The organism is Candidatus Bandiella woodruffii (assembly GCF_034359465.1).
Taxonomy (GTDB): Bacteria; Pseudomonadota; Alphaproteobacteria; order Rickettsiales; family Midichloriaceae; genus NDG2.
The window spans coordinates 87,642-101,911 of sequence record NZ_CP110820.1; the positions used below are offsets into that span (position 1 = coordinate 87,642).

At 38.0% G+C, this 14,270-nt stretch carries 10 protein-coding genes and 1 tRNA gene; 4 read left to right on the plus strand and 7 right to left on the minus strand.

Features of this window, described 5'->3' with window-relative positions:
* Positions 1-2 precede the first annotated feature (2 nt).
* Positions 3-4,103 carry a DNA-directed RNA polymerase subunit beta' gene (rpoC, locus tag Bandiella_RS00515; protein WP_323732968.1) on the plus strand — a complete coding sequence of 1,367 codons (4,101 nt, stop codon included), beginning with the start codon at positions 3-5 and terminating at the stop codon, positions 4,101-4,103.
* Positions 4,104-4,702: 599 nt separating this feature from the next.
* On the opposite strand, the gene Bandiella_RS00520 is transcribed toward rpoC, so the two are convergent.
* Positions 4,703-4,779, minus strand: a tRNA-Met gene (locus tag Bandiella_RS00520).
* A gap of 253 nt (positions 4,780-5,032) precedes the next feature.
* Positions 5,033-6,325, minus strand: coding sequence for an MFS transporter (locus tag Bandiella_RS00525; protein WP_323732969.1), 1,293 nt, complete (start codon positions 6,323-6,325; stop codon positions 5,033-5,035).
* Positions 6,326-6,484: 159 nt separating this feature from the next.
* Here Bandiella_RS00525 and Bandiella_RS00530 point away from each other — a divergent pair, with 159 nt between their 5' ends.
* The gene (locus Bandiella_RS00530; protein ID WP_323732970.1) at positions 6,485-7,720 is read left to right on the plus strand and encodes a lipoprotein-releasing ABC transporter permease subunit; all 1,236 of its coding nucleotides are present in this window, start codon (positions 6,485-6,487) and stop codon (positions 7,718-7,720) included.
* A gap of 3 nt (positions 7,721-7,723) precedes the next feature.
* The gene (tyrS, locus tag Bandiella_RS00535) at positions 7,724-8,962 is read left to right on the plus strand and encodes a tyrosine--tRNA ligase (RefSeq protein ID WP_323732971.1); all 1,239 of its coding nucleotides are present in this window, start codon (positions 7,724-7,726) and stop codon (positions 8,960-8,962) included.
* Positions 8,963-9,037: 75 nt separating this feature from the next.
* Here the strand turns inward: tyrS and Bandiella_RS00540 are convergent, their stop codons facing one another.
* Together Bandiella_RS00540 and recJ are read right to left on the minus strand one after the other, a co-directional pair.
* Entirely contained in the window at positions 9,038-10,006 is a 969-nt protein-coding gene (locus Bandiella_RS00540; protein WP_323732972.1) for an NAD(P)H-dependent glycerol-3-phosphate dehydrogenase, read from the minus strand.
* Positions 9,999-11,798, minus strand: a complete 1,800-nt coding sequence (recJ, locus tag Bandiella_RS00545) for a single-stranded-DNA-specific exonuclease RecJ (protein ID WP_323732973.1) — start codon at positions 11,796-11,798, stop codon at positions 9,999-10,001. Before recJ ends, Bandiella_RS00540 begins: the two co-directional genes overlap by 8 nt.
* A 77-nt stretch (positions 11,799-11,875) precedes the next feature.
* Between recJ and truA the strand changes: the two genes are divergently transcribed.
* Positions 11,876-12,652, plus strand: a complete 777-nt coding sequence (truA, locus tag Bandiella_RS00550) for a tRNA pseudouridine(38-40) synthase TruA (RefSeq protein WP_323732974.1) — start codon at positions 11,876-11,878, stop codon at positions 12,650-12,652.
* On the opposite strand, the gene Bandiella_RS00555 is transcribed toward truA, so the two are convergent.
* The 3 genes from Bandiella_RS00555 to Bandiella_RS00565 form a co-directional block, all read right to left on the minus strand.
* Positions 12,607-13,272 carry a helix-turn-helix transcriptional regulator gene (locus Bandiella_RS00555; protein ID WP_323732975.1) on the minus strand — a complete coding sequence of 222 codons (666 nt, stop codon included), beginning with the start codon at positions 13,270-13,272 and terminating at the stop codon, positions 12,607-12,609. The two genes, truA and Bandiella_RS00555, sit on opposite strands and share 46 nt — an antisense overlap.
* An 86-nt stretch (positions 13,273-13,358) precedes the next feature.
* On the minus strand, positions 13,359-13,826 hold the full coding sequence (locus tag Bandiella_RS00560) for an ATP synthase subunit B family protein (RefSeq protein ID WP_323732976.1): 468 nt from the start codon (positions 13,824-13,826) through the stop codon (positions 13,359-13,361).
* Positions 13,823-14,266 (minus strand): ATP synthase subunit B family protein, encoded by a 444-nt coding sequence (locus Bandiella_RS00565; RefSeq protein WP_323732977.1) that lies wholly within the window; start codon positions 14,264-14,266, stop codon positions 13,823-13,825. Before Bandiella_RS00565 ends, Bandiella_RS00560 begins: the two co-directional genes overlap by 4 nt.
* Between the last annotated feature and the right edge of the window lie 4 nt (positions 14,267-14,270).

The window sequence follows — 14,270 nt, forward strand, 5'->3', positions numbered from 1 at the left end:
CAGTGTTTAACTATTTCAACTCAAAAGACAGTCAAGGTTTTGATAGCATAAAAATATCAATTGCGAGTCCAGAGCATATAAGGGCGTGGTCGTTTGGTGAGGTAAAAAGACCAGACACTGTGAATTACAGAACTATTAAACCTGAAAATGGTGGTTTATTTTGTTCAAGGATATTTGGTCCCGTCAAGGATTATGAATGTCTTTGCGGCAAGTATAAAAGGATGAAATATAGAGGAACGGTATGCGAAAAATGCGGAGTTGAGGTTACCACTTCGAAAGTTAGAAGGGAAAGGATGGGCCATATAGAGCTGGCTACACCAATAGTACATATATGGTTTTTAAGATCCTTACCCTCCAGGATTTGCACCTTGTTAGATGTTAGCCTAAAAAAGATTGAGAAAGTTTTATATTATGATGCATATATAGTCAATGACCCTGGTATTACTAATTTTGAATATGGTCAGTTGCTATCAGAAGAAGATTACTACAAAGCTGTAGAACATTATGGAGAAGATAGCTTTAAAGCTGGAATAGGCGCAGAAATCATCCGAGATATGTTAAAAAATATAGATCTGCAAGAGGAAAAAAACAATCTTAGGGCTGATTTAGCAAAAACAACATCGGAAACTGTTCGCAAAAAAATAGTTAAAAGACTTAAATTAGTTGAAGATTTCTTAGAGTCAGGTAATAAATTGGAATGGATGGTGCTAGAAGCACTTCCGGTTATCCCGCCTGATTTAAGGCCGTTAGTTATGTTGGATGGTGGAAGATTCGCTACCTCCGATTTGAATGAGCTATACAGAAGGGTGCTGAACAGAAATAACAGATTAAGCAGGCTTATTGAGCTTAAGGCTCCTGATATTATAGTGCGTAATGAAAAAAGAATGCTGCAGGAGTCTGTAGATGCACTGTTCGATAATAGCAGAAAAAGTAAGGTTGTGAAAGCAGCGAACAAGAGGCCTCTAAAATCTTTGGCCGATATGCTAAAAGGTAAACACGGTAGATTTAGACAAAATTTATTGGGTAAGAGGGTCGACTACTCTGGTAGGTCTGTTATCGTGGTTGGTTCTGAATTAAAACTACATCAATGCGGTTTGCCAAAGAGAATGGCCCTTGAGCTAATGAAACCATTTATCTATTCAAAATTAGAGCTTTACGGCATTTCTGCCACAATTAAAGCTGCAAAAAGAATAGTAGAGGAGGAGAGACCTGAAGTTTGGGATATCCTGGAAGAAGTCATAAAAGAACATCCTGTGTTTTTAAACAGGGCTCCTACTTTGCACAGGCTTGGTATACAAGCTTTTGAACCGTTGTTGATTGAAGGGAAAGCTATCCAGCTACATCCTTTAGTATGTGCTGCGTTTAACGCCGATTTTGATGGAGATCAGATGGCAGTGCACGTACCGCTTTCAATTGAGGCTCAGTTGGAGTCAAGGGTGTTAATGATGTCGACTAATAATATTCTAAGCTCCGCGAACGGAGAGCCTGTGACAGTACCTACGCAGGATATTGTGTTGGGCATATATTATCTGTCTTTGCAGTTTGACAAGCAGTTAGGTGAAGGTATGGCTTTCTCTAGCTTAAGCGAAGTAGAACATGCGATTAATGCTGAAAAACTCTCTATACAGGCCAAGATTAGGTTCAAGTATAAAAGTCATGATCAAGATGCTGAGCCTGTGATGGTAGAGACAACTGCTGGGAGGTTGTTTATAGCTGATCTTTTACCGAAAGAGTCGGACGTCAGCTTTGATTATATCAATAAGGTTATGACGAAAAAGGAGATATCAAACCTTGTGGATATCGTGTACAGAAATTGCGGGCAAAAGAAAACGGTAATATTTTCTGATCGTTTGATGGGGCTTGGTTTCAAGTATGCCTGCCAATCTGGGATATCAATAGGTAAAGATGATATTGTTGTACCTGAAACGAAGAAGGTACATCTGGATGCTACATTCAAGAAAATTAAAGAGTACGAAGAACAATATGCTGATGGACTAATTACATCTGGAGAGAAATACAATAAAGCAATAGACGAATGGACTAGGTGTACGGACAGGATCGCAGCTGACATGATGAAAAAATTGTCTAATCAAGCTGGTGATCATGATGAGGGTAGTGGTTTTGAGTCCCTTAATAGCATATACATTATGGCAGATTCAGGTGCCAGAGGTTCTTCAGCACAAATTAGGCAGCTTGCTGGGATGAGAGGTTTGATGACTAAGCCATCTGGAGAAATTATAGAAACGCCTATTGTATCTAACTTTAAAGAAGGTCTAAACGAATTGGAATATTTTATTTCAACTCACGGTGCAAGAAAAGGTTTGGCAGATACAGCGCTTAAAACAGCTAACTCTGGTTATTTAACCAGAAAATTGGTTGATGTAGCGCAAGACTGTATAGTAACTCAAGAAGACTGTAAGACGTCTACTTCTCTTCTAACGAGAGCGAAGATTGAAAACGGTGAGGTTATCGTACCGTTAAGAGAACTTGTACTTGGGAGAGTATTGGCTGAGGACGTTTATTCTTTGGCTCATAACACACTCATAGCACGTAAAGATACACTGGTTGACGAAGAAACCATGGATCTTCTAGAAAAAAATAATATAGAAACCCTAAAAATAAGGTCTGTCCTAACATGTAAAACTGAGCACGGCGTGTGTAGTAAATGTTATGGCAGGGACCTTGCAACTGGACAAATTGTGAATTTAGGTGAAGCTGTGGGAGTTATAGCTGCGCAATCAATTGGTGAGCCTGGAACTCAGCTAACCATGAGAACTTTCCATATTGGTGGTGCCGCACAGAAAATCGCTAATAAGTCTGACGTTGTTTCTTCTCACTCCGGGACAATAAAACTCAACAATGCGTTTATCATCAATGACAAGCAGGGTAGCGCAATAAATATGAGCAGAAACTGTGAAGTAGTTGTGATAGACAATGCCTATAGCGAAAAATTTAGATGTAAGGTTCCATACGGTGCAAAAATCTATTTTAAAGATGGAGATGATATCAGAACTGGAAACAAGATTGCAGAGTGGGATCCATTTACTGCACCTATAATGACTGAAGTATCTGGTTATGCATCTTTTGTGGACTTAGAGGATTCGGTTTCCATTAAAGAAGTTCAAGACGATGTAACTGGGATAATCAGTAAAGTTATCATAGATGCTAAAAATACTAAGGGCTCTAATTTAAGACCAAAAATAGTTATTAAAGATAAGGACGGTAATCCAATAAGACTAAAGAATGGTTTAGAGGCGAGGTACTTCTTACCTGTGAATGCTATAGTTAATGTGTCGGACAATCAAAGTGTAGAGATTGGTGATGTGTTAGCTAGAATGCCTAAAGAATCTTCAAAAAGTAGGGATATTACCGGTGGTTTACCTAGGGTTGTTGAGTTGTTTGAAGCACGTCAACCTAAAGAAGCTGCTATCCTAAGCGAAATAGACGGATATGTTGAATATGGTCAAGATTATAAGTTTAAAAGAAGGCTTGTGGTTAGATCAAAAGATGGAGAAACAAGTGCTGAGTATTTTATTCCAAGAGGTAAACATATCACCGTCAATGAGGGAGACTATGTTTTAAGAGGGGAGATGCTTTTAGAAGGGCATCCATCACCACACGATATATTACGTATACTTGGTACCGAAGCATTTGCCAGCTATATGATTGATGAGGTTCAGCAAGTTTATAAACTGCAGGGGGTTAAAATCAATAACAAACATATAGAAGTAGTCTTAAAACAGATGTTGAGGAAAGTTGAAATTACTGACCCAGGTGAAACAACGTTTATAGTCGGGGAGCACATCGATAAAGATGAGCTGGAACAAATGAATGAGAAAGCTAAGAGAGAGAATTACAAGCCAGCTAAGGCAGTTGGTGTGTTGCAAGGAATAACCAAGGCTTCTCTTCAAACAACCTCGTTCTTATCGGCTGCTTCGTTCCAAGAGACTATTAAGGTACTTACAGAAGCTGCGGTTTCTGGTAAAGAGGATAAACTTCAAGGTCTAAAGGAAAACGTGATAGTTGGAAGACTTATACCAGCTGGTACAGGTTTCTATATGAATCAGTTAAAAAATAGGCACAAAGAGAGCGAGCATTCTTAAATTCATCTACATCTCTACTACTTTTGACTTAGGGGACTTTGTAAGATGAAGCCGATTTTTGAAGTTACAGGGATATAGAGTGGGAGCGTTGAAAGATAAAATAAGGATAAATGTTATGGTTTGATTTAAGGAAGTTTGGAACATGGTCTAAAAAAATTAACAAAAAATTGGTTTCCCCAAGAATTCAAAAGATTTCTTTGAGGTGGGATATGGTAATTTTTAGCTTTTTATTGATTCTGCGAAGCGTGATTTTATGAGCTTAGGCAGTAAGAACCGTTAAACGTTTTAAATTAAAGCAGATAGCATTCATAAATTCAGCAAACTGATTTTTGGCAATTCCTATGTATCGCAATCGTTTATTATCTTGAGAAAACACCCTCTCAAACGGAGCCCTTATGGAAGTATACTCCGATAACTTGAAAAATTGGCCTCAAAATACTTCGGATTTCGCATAACGTTTAGGTACATATGTACGCGCCTCATGCTCATCACTCTTTTTAAAGCTATCTTTCGTCTATAAATTTTGCCAAGTCTCAGTTTGACCTAGGGTAGTGTCTGTCGGTCAAAAGTTGGATTTAGATATCATGAGCTTCGGTCAATGGTTGCGGGGGCAGGATTTGAACCTGCGACCTTCAGGTTATGAGCCTGACAAGCTGCCGTGCTGCTCTACCCCGCGTTACTACTTCTTTTAATACTGCAACCCCGGATATTTACAGCTCTCTACCGTAGTACCCAGCTTACTGTTACGCCTGAACTCTATACCATTCTGCTGATAAATTCAACTGCTATTTGTTAGTAAATAATCTTTTAAAACTCAACCCGAGGTTAAAGCTCTATGTAAAAGCCTTTTTTCCAGGGATGAGAAGTCTATTCTGATAACTTGAAAAACACCGGTAATTAGAATATCGTAATGACTTTTGGTTCTTAGATCATTGGTTGGCCAAAAACCTTCTATTCAAAAAACTAATGATTATAAACATCAATGCCACAAATGTGAGATAATAGGCAGGTGCAATATAGCCTAGCTGCATTACCAGAAATGTAGAAATAAGTGGGGCTGTGCCACCAAACAACGCATTCCCCACATTCCAACCTAGAGCTATCCCTGAATATCTAAGTGCAGGAGTGAAGAACTTAACCGCAAATGGATAGTATGGCGCCGCAACAGAGGCAAACAATATGCCCAAAAGCGTAATACCATAAATAACGTTGGTTATGTCGTGATGTGCGTTATCAATAATAATATTGAAAATGGGGGTGACAGATAAAACATAAATAAATACCGCGGAATAAATATATTTCTTATGACCGAATTTATCCGCTATATAACCAAAAACCGGCAATGCAATAACTAATGCCATAAGTGCTAATGACACAAGATGAAGAGCTGTCTCTTTATTCAACTCCAACATCTCGGCGAAATAAACGTTAAAAAATCCCCTGATCATATAAGTGCTGGCGGTTGCAAGGCTGGCGAATGAAGCTATAATCAATATGCTTTGCCATCTTTCCATCAAAACCCTTTTGAGAGGGAATTTTTCAATGTTATTGCCCTTCTTCATTTCTTCAAAAACCGGCGTTTCTTTTATTTTATAGCGCATGAGCAACCCAACAAAACCCATCAAACCACCTATAAAAAACCCATAACGCCAGGTAAAATCATCTATACCAAATAAGCGCTCAATAAGAATGCCAACTAATATAGCCAAAAGTGTTCCCATAACGTTGGATGCCATAACGATGCTGCCAATTAAACCTATTTTTTTCTCTCCGAAATGCTCAATAATAAATATTGCGGAACCAGCTCCCTCACCACCTATACACATGCCCTGGAACATTCTGATGACCGTAAGCATAATTGGAGCTATCATACCAATCTGACTGTAGGAAGGTAGAGACCCCATAAGAATGGTACAAATTCCCATTCCTACTATTGAGATTGTCAGCGCTGTTTTTCTGCCAAACTTGTCGCCTATATGCCCAAAAAGCACTCCCCCTAAAGGCCTCATAAAAAACCCTATTGCAAAAATTGCAAAAGAAAACATCAGCTGAATGTACTCCTCAAAATTAGGAAAAAATAATTTGCCTATTGTGTCTGCGAAAACTGAATATATGCCAAAATCATAATACTCTACGATATTACCAATAAGAGATGAACCAATCACAGCTCTTTTAGTAAGATATCTTTTGCGTAATCTCTGCTTTAATTTTAAATTTATCAATCTCAATGTGCCGACTTAGTCACTTATTTAAACTGCAGTATATCAAATTAAATATATTAGTCCATTTGTATATGATCAAAATACGGGGAGCATAAACAGTTTCTTTTTTACTTATAATGGGTTACAATCGCCACTTCAGTGTTGTTAACAGATTCATGTATGATAAAAAGTTTTGAATGGAAAATCGCAAAGAAATACATAGGATACCATAACCACTTTATTTCTTTGGTGAGTTACTTAGCCACCCTTGGTATCGCGCTTGGTGTGATGACACTTATTATAGTGATGTCTGTGATGAACGGGTATGAGGTTGAGTTGATAAAGAAAATATTGGGAATCAATGGGCATATAAGCATTAGTAGTTACGAGCATAAAATTGGTGACTACAACAAGCTAATCCAAAAAGTAAAAGATATTCCTGGGGTTACATATGCAGCACCGCTTGTAACTGGTCAGGCGCTTGCCGAGAGCAATGGTGCTTCAACTGGAGTTTTGGTGCGCGGCATGGATATGGACTCTCTCAACAAAAAGCCAATAATGCACCACGTTTTTGCTGGTGCGCAAATGACCTTTGAGAAAAATGAGATATTGATAGGGAGGTCATTGGCAAAAAATCTAAACCTAAATGTGGGAGATAAAATTAGGCTTATGATACCAAAATTAGAGGCCACTGTTTTGGGCGTTATCCCAAGGTTGAAAACTTTTTATGTAGCTGGAGTTTTCGATGTTGGAATGTATGAATATAATGCAAGTACGGTTTTCATCCCATTACATACTGCACAGATATTATTTGAACGGGGCGATTTTGTGTCGGAGGTTGAGGTTATCATCAATGACCCCAAAAAAATTGACAAAATCAAAATGGATATTCTTAACACTTCTCAGGACCAAGACCTTTTGCTTACTGACTGGGGATTGGCAAATCAGTCTTTAATAGCTGCGTTAAAAGTTGAAAGGACTACGATGTTTTTTATTTTGGTCTTAATCATAATGATTGCAGCATTTAATATTATTTCTGGGCTCACTATGTTGGTTAAGGAAAAGTATAAGAGTATCGCTATATTGCGTGCAATTGGTGTCAGCAGAGCCTCTATTATAAAGATATTCATTTTAACGGGAGTTTTTTTAGGTGGGCTTGGTACGTTAGGTGGGGTGGTTCTTGGTTCCATATTCTTGATGAACATAAACAGAATCAAGCAGATACTTGAATCTGCAACAGGAACAACTTTATTTGACCCTATGATATATTTTTTAACTTCCCTGCCTTCAGAGCCAGATGTGGGCGAAATTATTAGCATAGTGGCTGTAGCTGTGCTACTATCCTTTTTTGCAACAATTTATCCTGCCTGGAAAGCTGCGAATATGCTCCCAGCAGAAGCATTAAGATATGAATAATATATGGATAATTTTATCGAAACTTTACAAGATAGAGGATTTGTCTATCAATGTACTGATCTCAAACAGTTAACATCACTTGCTGCGGGGAAAAAAATCAAAGCGTATATAGGGTTTGACTGTACGGCGAAGTCCCTGCATGTTGGCAGTTTGATTCAAATTATGATGTTACGTTGGTTGCAAAAATTAGGTCACCAGCCCATCGTTTTGTTAGGCGGGGGGACGACGAAAATCGGGGACCCTTCAGGCAAAGATGAGGCAAGGAAGATATTGGAGCTTAAGGATATAGAAGAAAATAAGTCTGCTATAATGCAAGTATTTACCAAGTTTTTGGATTTTGATTCTAATAACAAAGCTATAATAGTGGATAATGACGCATGGCTTAGTGAAATTAAGTACATAGATTTTTTAAGAGAATATGGTAGTTATTTCTCAATCAACAGAATGATAAGTTTTGAGAGCGTTAAATCGCGCTTGGATCGAGAACAGTCTTTGAGCTTCCTTGAATTTAACTACATGCTTTTACAAGCATATGATTTTTACAATCTGCACATCAAAGAGGGCTGTATGCTGCAGATGGGTGGTTCAGATCAATGGGGGAATATAATTAACGGCGTGGAGTTAATAAGAAAAAAGCTGGGACGCGAAGCTTTTGGATTGACATCGCCATTACTTACAACCAGTTCAGGTACCAAAATGGGGAAAACTGAGGGGGGAGCAGTATGGTTAAGTGAAAGCATGTTAACACCATATGATTATTGGCAATTTTGGAGAAACACTGAAGATGCTGATGTTGTAAAATTTTTGCGGTTGTTTACTGAACTGCCGTTGGACAAAATTGACGAGCTTTCTAAACTGAAAGGGAAAGATATCAACGAAGCAAAAATGATCTTGGCAGACGAGGCCACTGCATTATGTCATGGAGTTTCAGCCGCCAAAACTGCTAAAACAACCGCACAAGAAACTTTTGTGCTAGGAGGTGTTGGCGATAATCTACCAGAATATCATGTTGACCTAAAGAGAATCAAGTTAGGCATTGACCTTTATAGTCTTTTAGTTGAGTGTGGTCTTGCGCAATCCAATCGCGCTGCAAGGAAATTGATTGAAGGGAACGGGGCAAGAGTTAACAATGAAGTCGTAAATAACACCAAGCATCTAATCACCGAAAAGGGGTTTAAGAATGACATTCTTAAACTATCTGCTGGCAAAAAAAGACATGTGATTGTTAGACTTGCAAAATAAAAGTGCAAGCCTTCATGCAGAAATAACAGTAAAATCTTATTATCATTCTCTATCAGAAGCAATCGACCTCACAGGTCATTCAAATATTCTGGTAATTTCATTTAGATTTAAATCACCATACAATACATCACGGACATATTTGCATATCGGAGCATCTATCTGATGTTTGTTTATGATATTAGCAAGTGATTTAGCAGTATAATATCCCTCAACAGTAGTATTATCCAAGCCTCTATGTTTTTGCACTGCCAGATTATAACCAAAACTTGTGTTCCTGGATGTTAAACTATAGCAAGTTAGTAGCATGTCACCAAGCCCAGCCAAAGAGTATACGGTTTCTTGCTCTCCCCCCAAAATTCGTACAATGCTTTTTATTTCTTCCAGCGCAGCCACAAGTAATGAAGCAGCAAAATTCTGCCCCAAATCCAACCCCTTGGCAATACCGATTGCAATCGCTATCACATTTTTAATGGCCCCACAAACTCCAACCCCAATTACATCTTTGGATATTTCTGGATAAAATGTATTTGTTTGAAATATTTTTTGTAGATATAGCGCATACGCCTGATTTTTTGTTGCGATCAAAGTTTTGGTGACTTTTCCAGACGCTATCTCCATAGCAAAATTTGGCCCTGAAAGAACTGCGATATTAGCATGGGGAAAATGTCTCTCACATATCTGAGAAGGCAAATTTAAAGACTGATTATCTATACCTTTGGAGCATATAACAATATTATCGAAACTATGTTTTTTTTTAAAATTACTACATAGCTCATCCAGTGATTTAACTGGAGACACAATAACTACTGTATTTAAATCTTTCACATCAGAATCAGCATGGATAGCTTTGATATTTTGTGGCAATACGACCCCTGGAAGCTTTTTATGATTACAGTTGTCATTGTTTATTTGGGCAGCTAATAAGCTGTTTCGCGTATATAAAAATATATCGTCGATGTTACAGGCTAAAATCTTTGCCAATGCAGTACCCCAAGCACCAGCTCCCAAGACCATAATCCTATTCAAATTAAATTTATCACTCATTAAAAGCAAAATCCTCAATAATAAAATCCACTTTGGTTTGATCAAAAAAATTAAGTTGCAAATACCCAACCAAATTCACTTTCTTACCTCCACTTTTTAGCAAACATTGGCCATAATCAGTACCAACACCTCTGAATAACATACACTTCAAGCTGTTGTTTGAAAAATCACCGGCAATACCATCTTTAACAATTACTGCGATATGGTGATTGGCAACAATCCAGGTTTTTACTATTTTGGCATCCACAATTACAAACCTTGGTCTTTCATTGCCCTGCCCAAACGGCTCCACCGACGCTAAGTTGTGAAAAAACTCAACGCTAACACCATTGACACTCACTGCAGCATCTATTCTCAATACTTTAGCTCGTTTGTAAATTTGTTTTGTATCGCTATTGTCTTGAACTGTCAATAACAAGAAGTTATAAAATTCCTCGATTTTATCTTCAGCAACACTGAAGCCACCAGCCATAGCATGCCCTCCTCCGTCCAATAAAAAACCCTCTTTTTTGGCATTTGCAAGGCTCATCCCAATATCAACCCCAATGATTGATCTTGCAGACCCCTTTCCAACTCCATCATTTAACGACACTACCAATACTGGTTTTTGATATTTTTCCTTGATTCTACTTGCTAAGATTCCTAAAACACCTAAATGCCAGTTATGTCCCATAGCAAGTATAATATTGTTCGCCTCGTAAGATTTCATTTTTATCCAAGCCAAAGCCTCCTCATATACTAAGCTTTCTATGGCTTTTCTTTGTTCATTATACTTCTCCAGATCAAGAGCTGCGTTGTACGCCTCCTCATAGTTGTCTGTAGACAGCAAAACAGAACCCAAAGAGCCTTTCCCAACTCTGCCACCGGCATTGATTCTTGGGCCCAGTATGAAACCTAAATGATAAGACTCTGGTTTTTTATCAATTTTAGCTGATTCCAAAAGCACACTTAAACCTAAGTTTTTCTTTTGGTGTATCAAGCTCAAACCGTGTTTTACAAAAGCTCTGTTAAGGCCTATAAGTGGCATCACATCGCATACAGTACCAAGTGCCACTAAATCCAGATATTGCATTATGTCTGGCTCTGCCATAGCGTTATCACGAAAATGTCCTCTTTCCCTTAATATATTGCGGACCGCTGTGATCACAAAAAACACCACACCAACCGCCGCCATATCCTTGAATGGGAAGGTGTCATCCAATCTATTTGGGTTCACAACAGTATGAGCGTTTGGTAAAGTTTCTTGAGCCAGGTGATGGTCAATGACTATCACATCTGTATGATGTTCTTGGGCATAACTAATCGGTTCAAAAGCAACAGTGCCACAATCAACCGTAATGATCAGTTGGTAGCCATCCTCTATGAGCGCCTTGAATGCACTCAGATTAGGGCCGTAACCTTCTTTAAATCTGCAGGGGATATAAACCGCAACGTCTATGCCAAGTGCACGAGAAAATCTCTTTAAAACAGCAGAGGAAGTTGCGCCATCAACATCATAATCTGCGTATATAACTATTTTTTCTTTCCCAATAAAAGCATCAGCAATTCTATTGGCAGCTTTCTTCATATCTTGTAGTAAGAATGGGTTTGGCATTAAATTTCTTATCTTAGGGTCTAAGAAGTTGCCAACCAAATCAAGTCCTCTTATGCCTCTATTGACTAAGATTTGGGCAATAATATCGCTAATTCCAAACTTTTGAGTAAGAAGCAGACATTCCTTTAAATCTTGTTCTGGAATTTGCCAATCAAAATTTCTGGCCGACCTCCCAAACTGATTTTTTTCGCTGCACATTCTGTTCTTTATTTACAAATCCTTAATTTTAATTAAAAATAGCACATAAAAAATATTAACCAACAAAAGAAAATCATTTGCCAAGATATAAACTAGTCATTGAATATGACGGCACAAACTTCCACGGTTGGCAAAGCCAAAAAAATGCAATCACCATCCAAGGAGAACTTGAAATTGCAATATCCAACTTGTTAAAAATTGAGGTGAAAGTGCAAGGGGCCAGCAGGACAGACTCTGGAGTTCATGCTTATGGCCAAGTTGCGCACTTTGATGTCGAAAAAAGTTACGATATTTATAGAATGCAAAATGGAATAAATTATTATCTAAGACCCCATAAAATCTGTATTGTTGCGATTGAAAAAGTGGATGATGAGTTCCACGCCAGATTTTCCGCCAAGCATAAACAGTATGTGTACCAAATCATTAATAGAACAGCCCCAACAGTGCTTTTTGAAAACAAAGCTTGGCATATCAAAGAACAACTAAACATATACAAAATGCAAGAAGCAGCTGGGCATTTGATTGGCACCCATGACTTCTCCAGCTTTCGAGCAACCGGATGTCAGGCCCAATCACCAATTAAAACACTTGATTCTGTACAAATAGAGAAAGTGGACGATCAGATCAGCATAAAACTGACTGCGAAGTCTTTTTTGTATAATCAGGTGAGGATTATGGTCGGCACACTGCGAGATTTTGGCCAAGAGAAATGGTCGCCTTCGCATATGAAGGCTATATTAGAAAGCAAAACAAGAGCGTTGGCCGGCCAAACCGCACCAAGCCATGGATTACACCTAAAAAAAATTGATTACTTGCACTCGCCACTTATCATTTCCCAAACCATTTCAAACTGATTGGAATGAGCAAGAAACAGATGAAAGTTCTCTATTAATATAACTCTGATTGGATTGAAAATGATGGCAGCAACTTTACGGTCATAAATGTATATAGGTAGCGGGAAAAAGTATTCAGAGGGGACAGCTCTATACTCAACATATTTCCTAGCATATGGGTTAAAATCTCTATTACTTATCAACACCTGGAAGGTAAGGTTTTTAACTCTTTGCATTCTATTTATGTGCATGGCGATGTAGTCCTTATCAAGGGTTTCCTGCAGTAAATTTTCATCTATACCACTCACTTTAACACACCCACCGTTCTCTTTGACCGATTCATACACCTCATCCAACAACATATGAACGCCATTTTTCCCTTCGAATACCTTAATTACTTCAACTTTGCTTCTCAAACCATCGTTGCCTAAAAACTCTATATTAGCTTCTGTGAACGCCTGATATATCTTATCTGCAGTTTTACTTGTTAGATGATGTTTTTCGTTTTCAATATTGGCAATCGTAGCTTTAGTCAAGTTGCATCTGTCAGCCAACTCAGACTGCGTCCAATTTAACAAGCCACGCGCAGCACGCACTTGAGCACTTGAAATCAACACCTGATCTGATCTACTTATGCTCATTGTTCTAGTTGCTTAGTTTCCTGAATATATGATCTATACATAATTTGGGTGCGAGTGCAACATTTTTTTATCCTAACTCCTAAAAGTTAGCGGAGTGTATATTTATTCAGTGACTTCATAATGTAACTGATATCTTTTGAATCACTTTTCTTTAATTCATCGATGATACTGGCTACATTTTCATTGATAACTATTGTCTTCAATTCCTGCCTTAGAACCTCTTCAGTCAGTACCCTTTGCGTTTCCAGGGCTTGAAACTGCCTTTCTATTTCCATTTCTATCTCTTTTTCATTTTGCAATCTTAATGATGATAGCTGCTCTTTTACCTGGTCTATTTTTTGCGTATTTATAACCAGTTGCTCAGCTAAGTTTTTTTCCGTTGTTTTCAACAGAATTTCAGCATCTTTATAGACTTTCTCTGCTTCTTGAAGCAACCTTTTTGCATCGTTGATTTTTGCGTCAAGAAATTGACTGACTAACGACTTAGTTGGCTTATAGCCAAAAAACAAAACCGCAATTAATGCAATGAACAGCCATGTAGTTTCATTAATCATTTTTCTTCACTTTCAAACAAATACGAATTTAACTTTGCGCTGATTTCCTGGGAGTAATGTTTCAAGCTAATGATCATCTCGCTTTTCAAATGATTAAGATACACCTCATGAGCCAAATTTTTGTTTTCAATCTCATTTTTAATGCTACTCAAACGATGTTCTTTGATTTTAGATATTTCGTTATGCACGCTTCGCTCAAGTTCTATAATCTCATCATTTAGCCTTTTCTTATAAGCCTCAATTTGTTTTTCTATAGAGCTTACTTTGCCTAAAATTCTATGGGCTTTATTTAAATATTCCTGTACTTTATTCTTTCTCATCGCAACAATCTGGCCATATTTACCGCAAAATACCTTCCCCACAGTTAGATATGTGAGCAAAAAAACTGCAAGTGACCAGATGACTTGATTAAAAAAATATGTAAAGTCTAAGTGCGGCATGCGT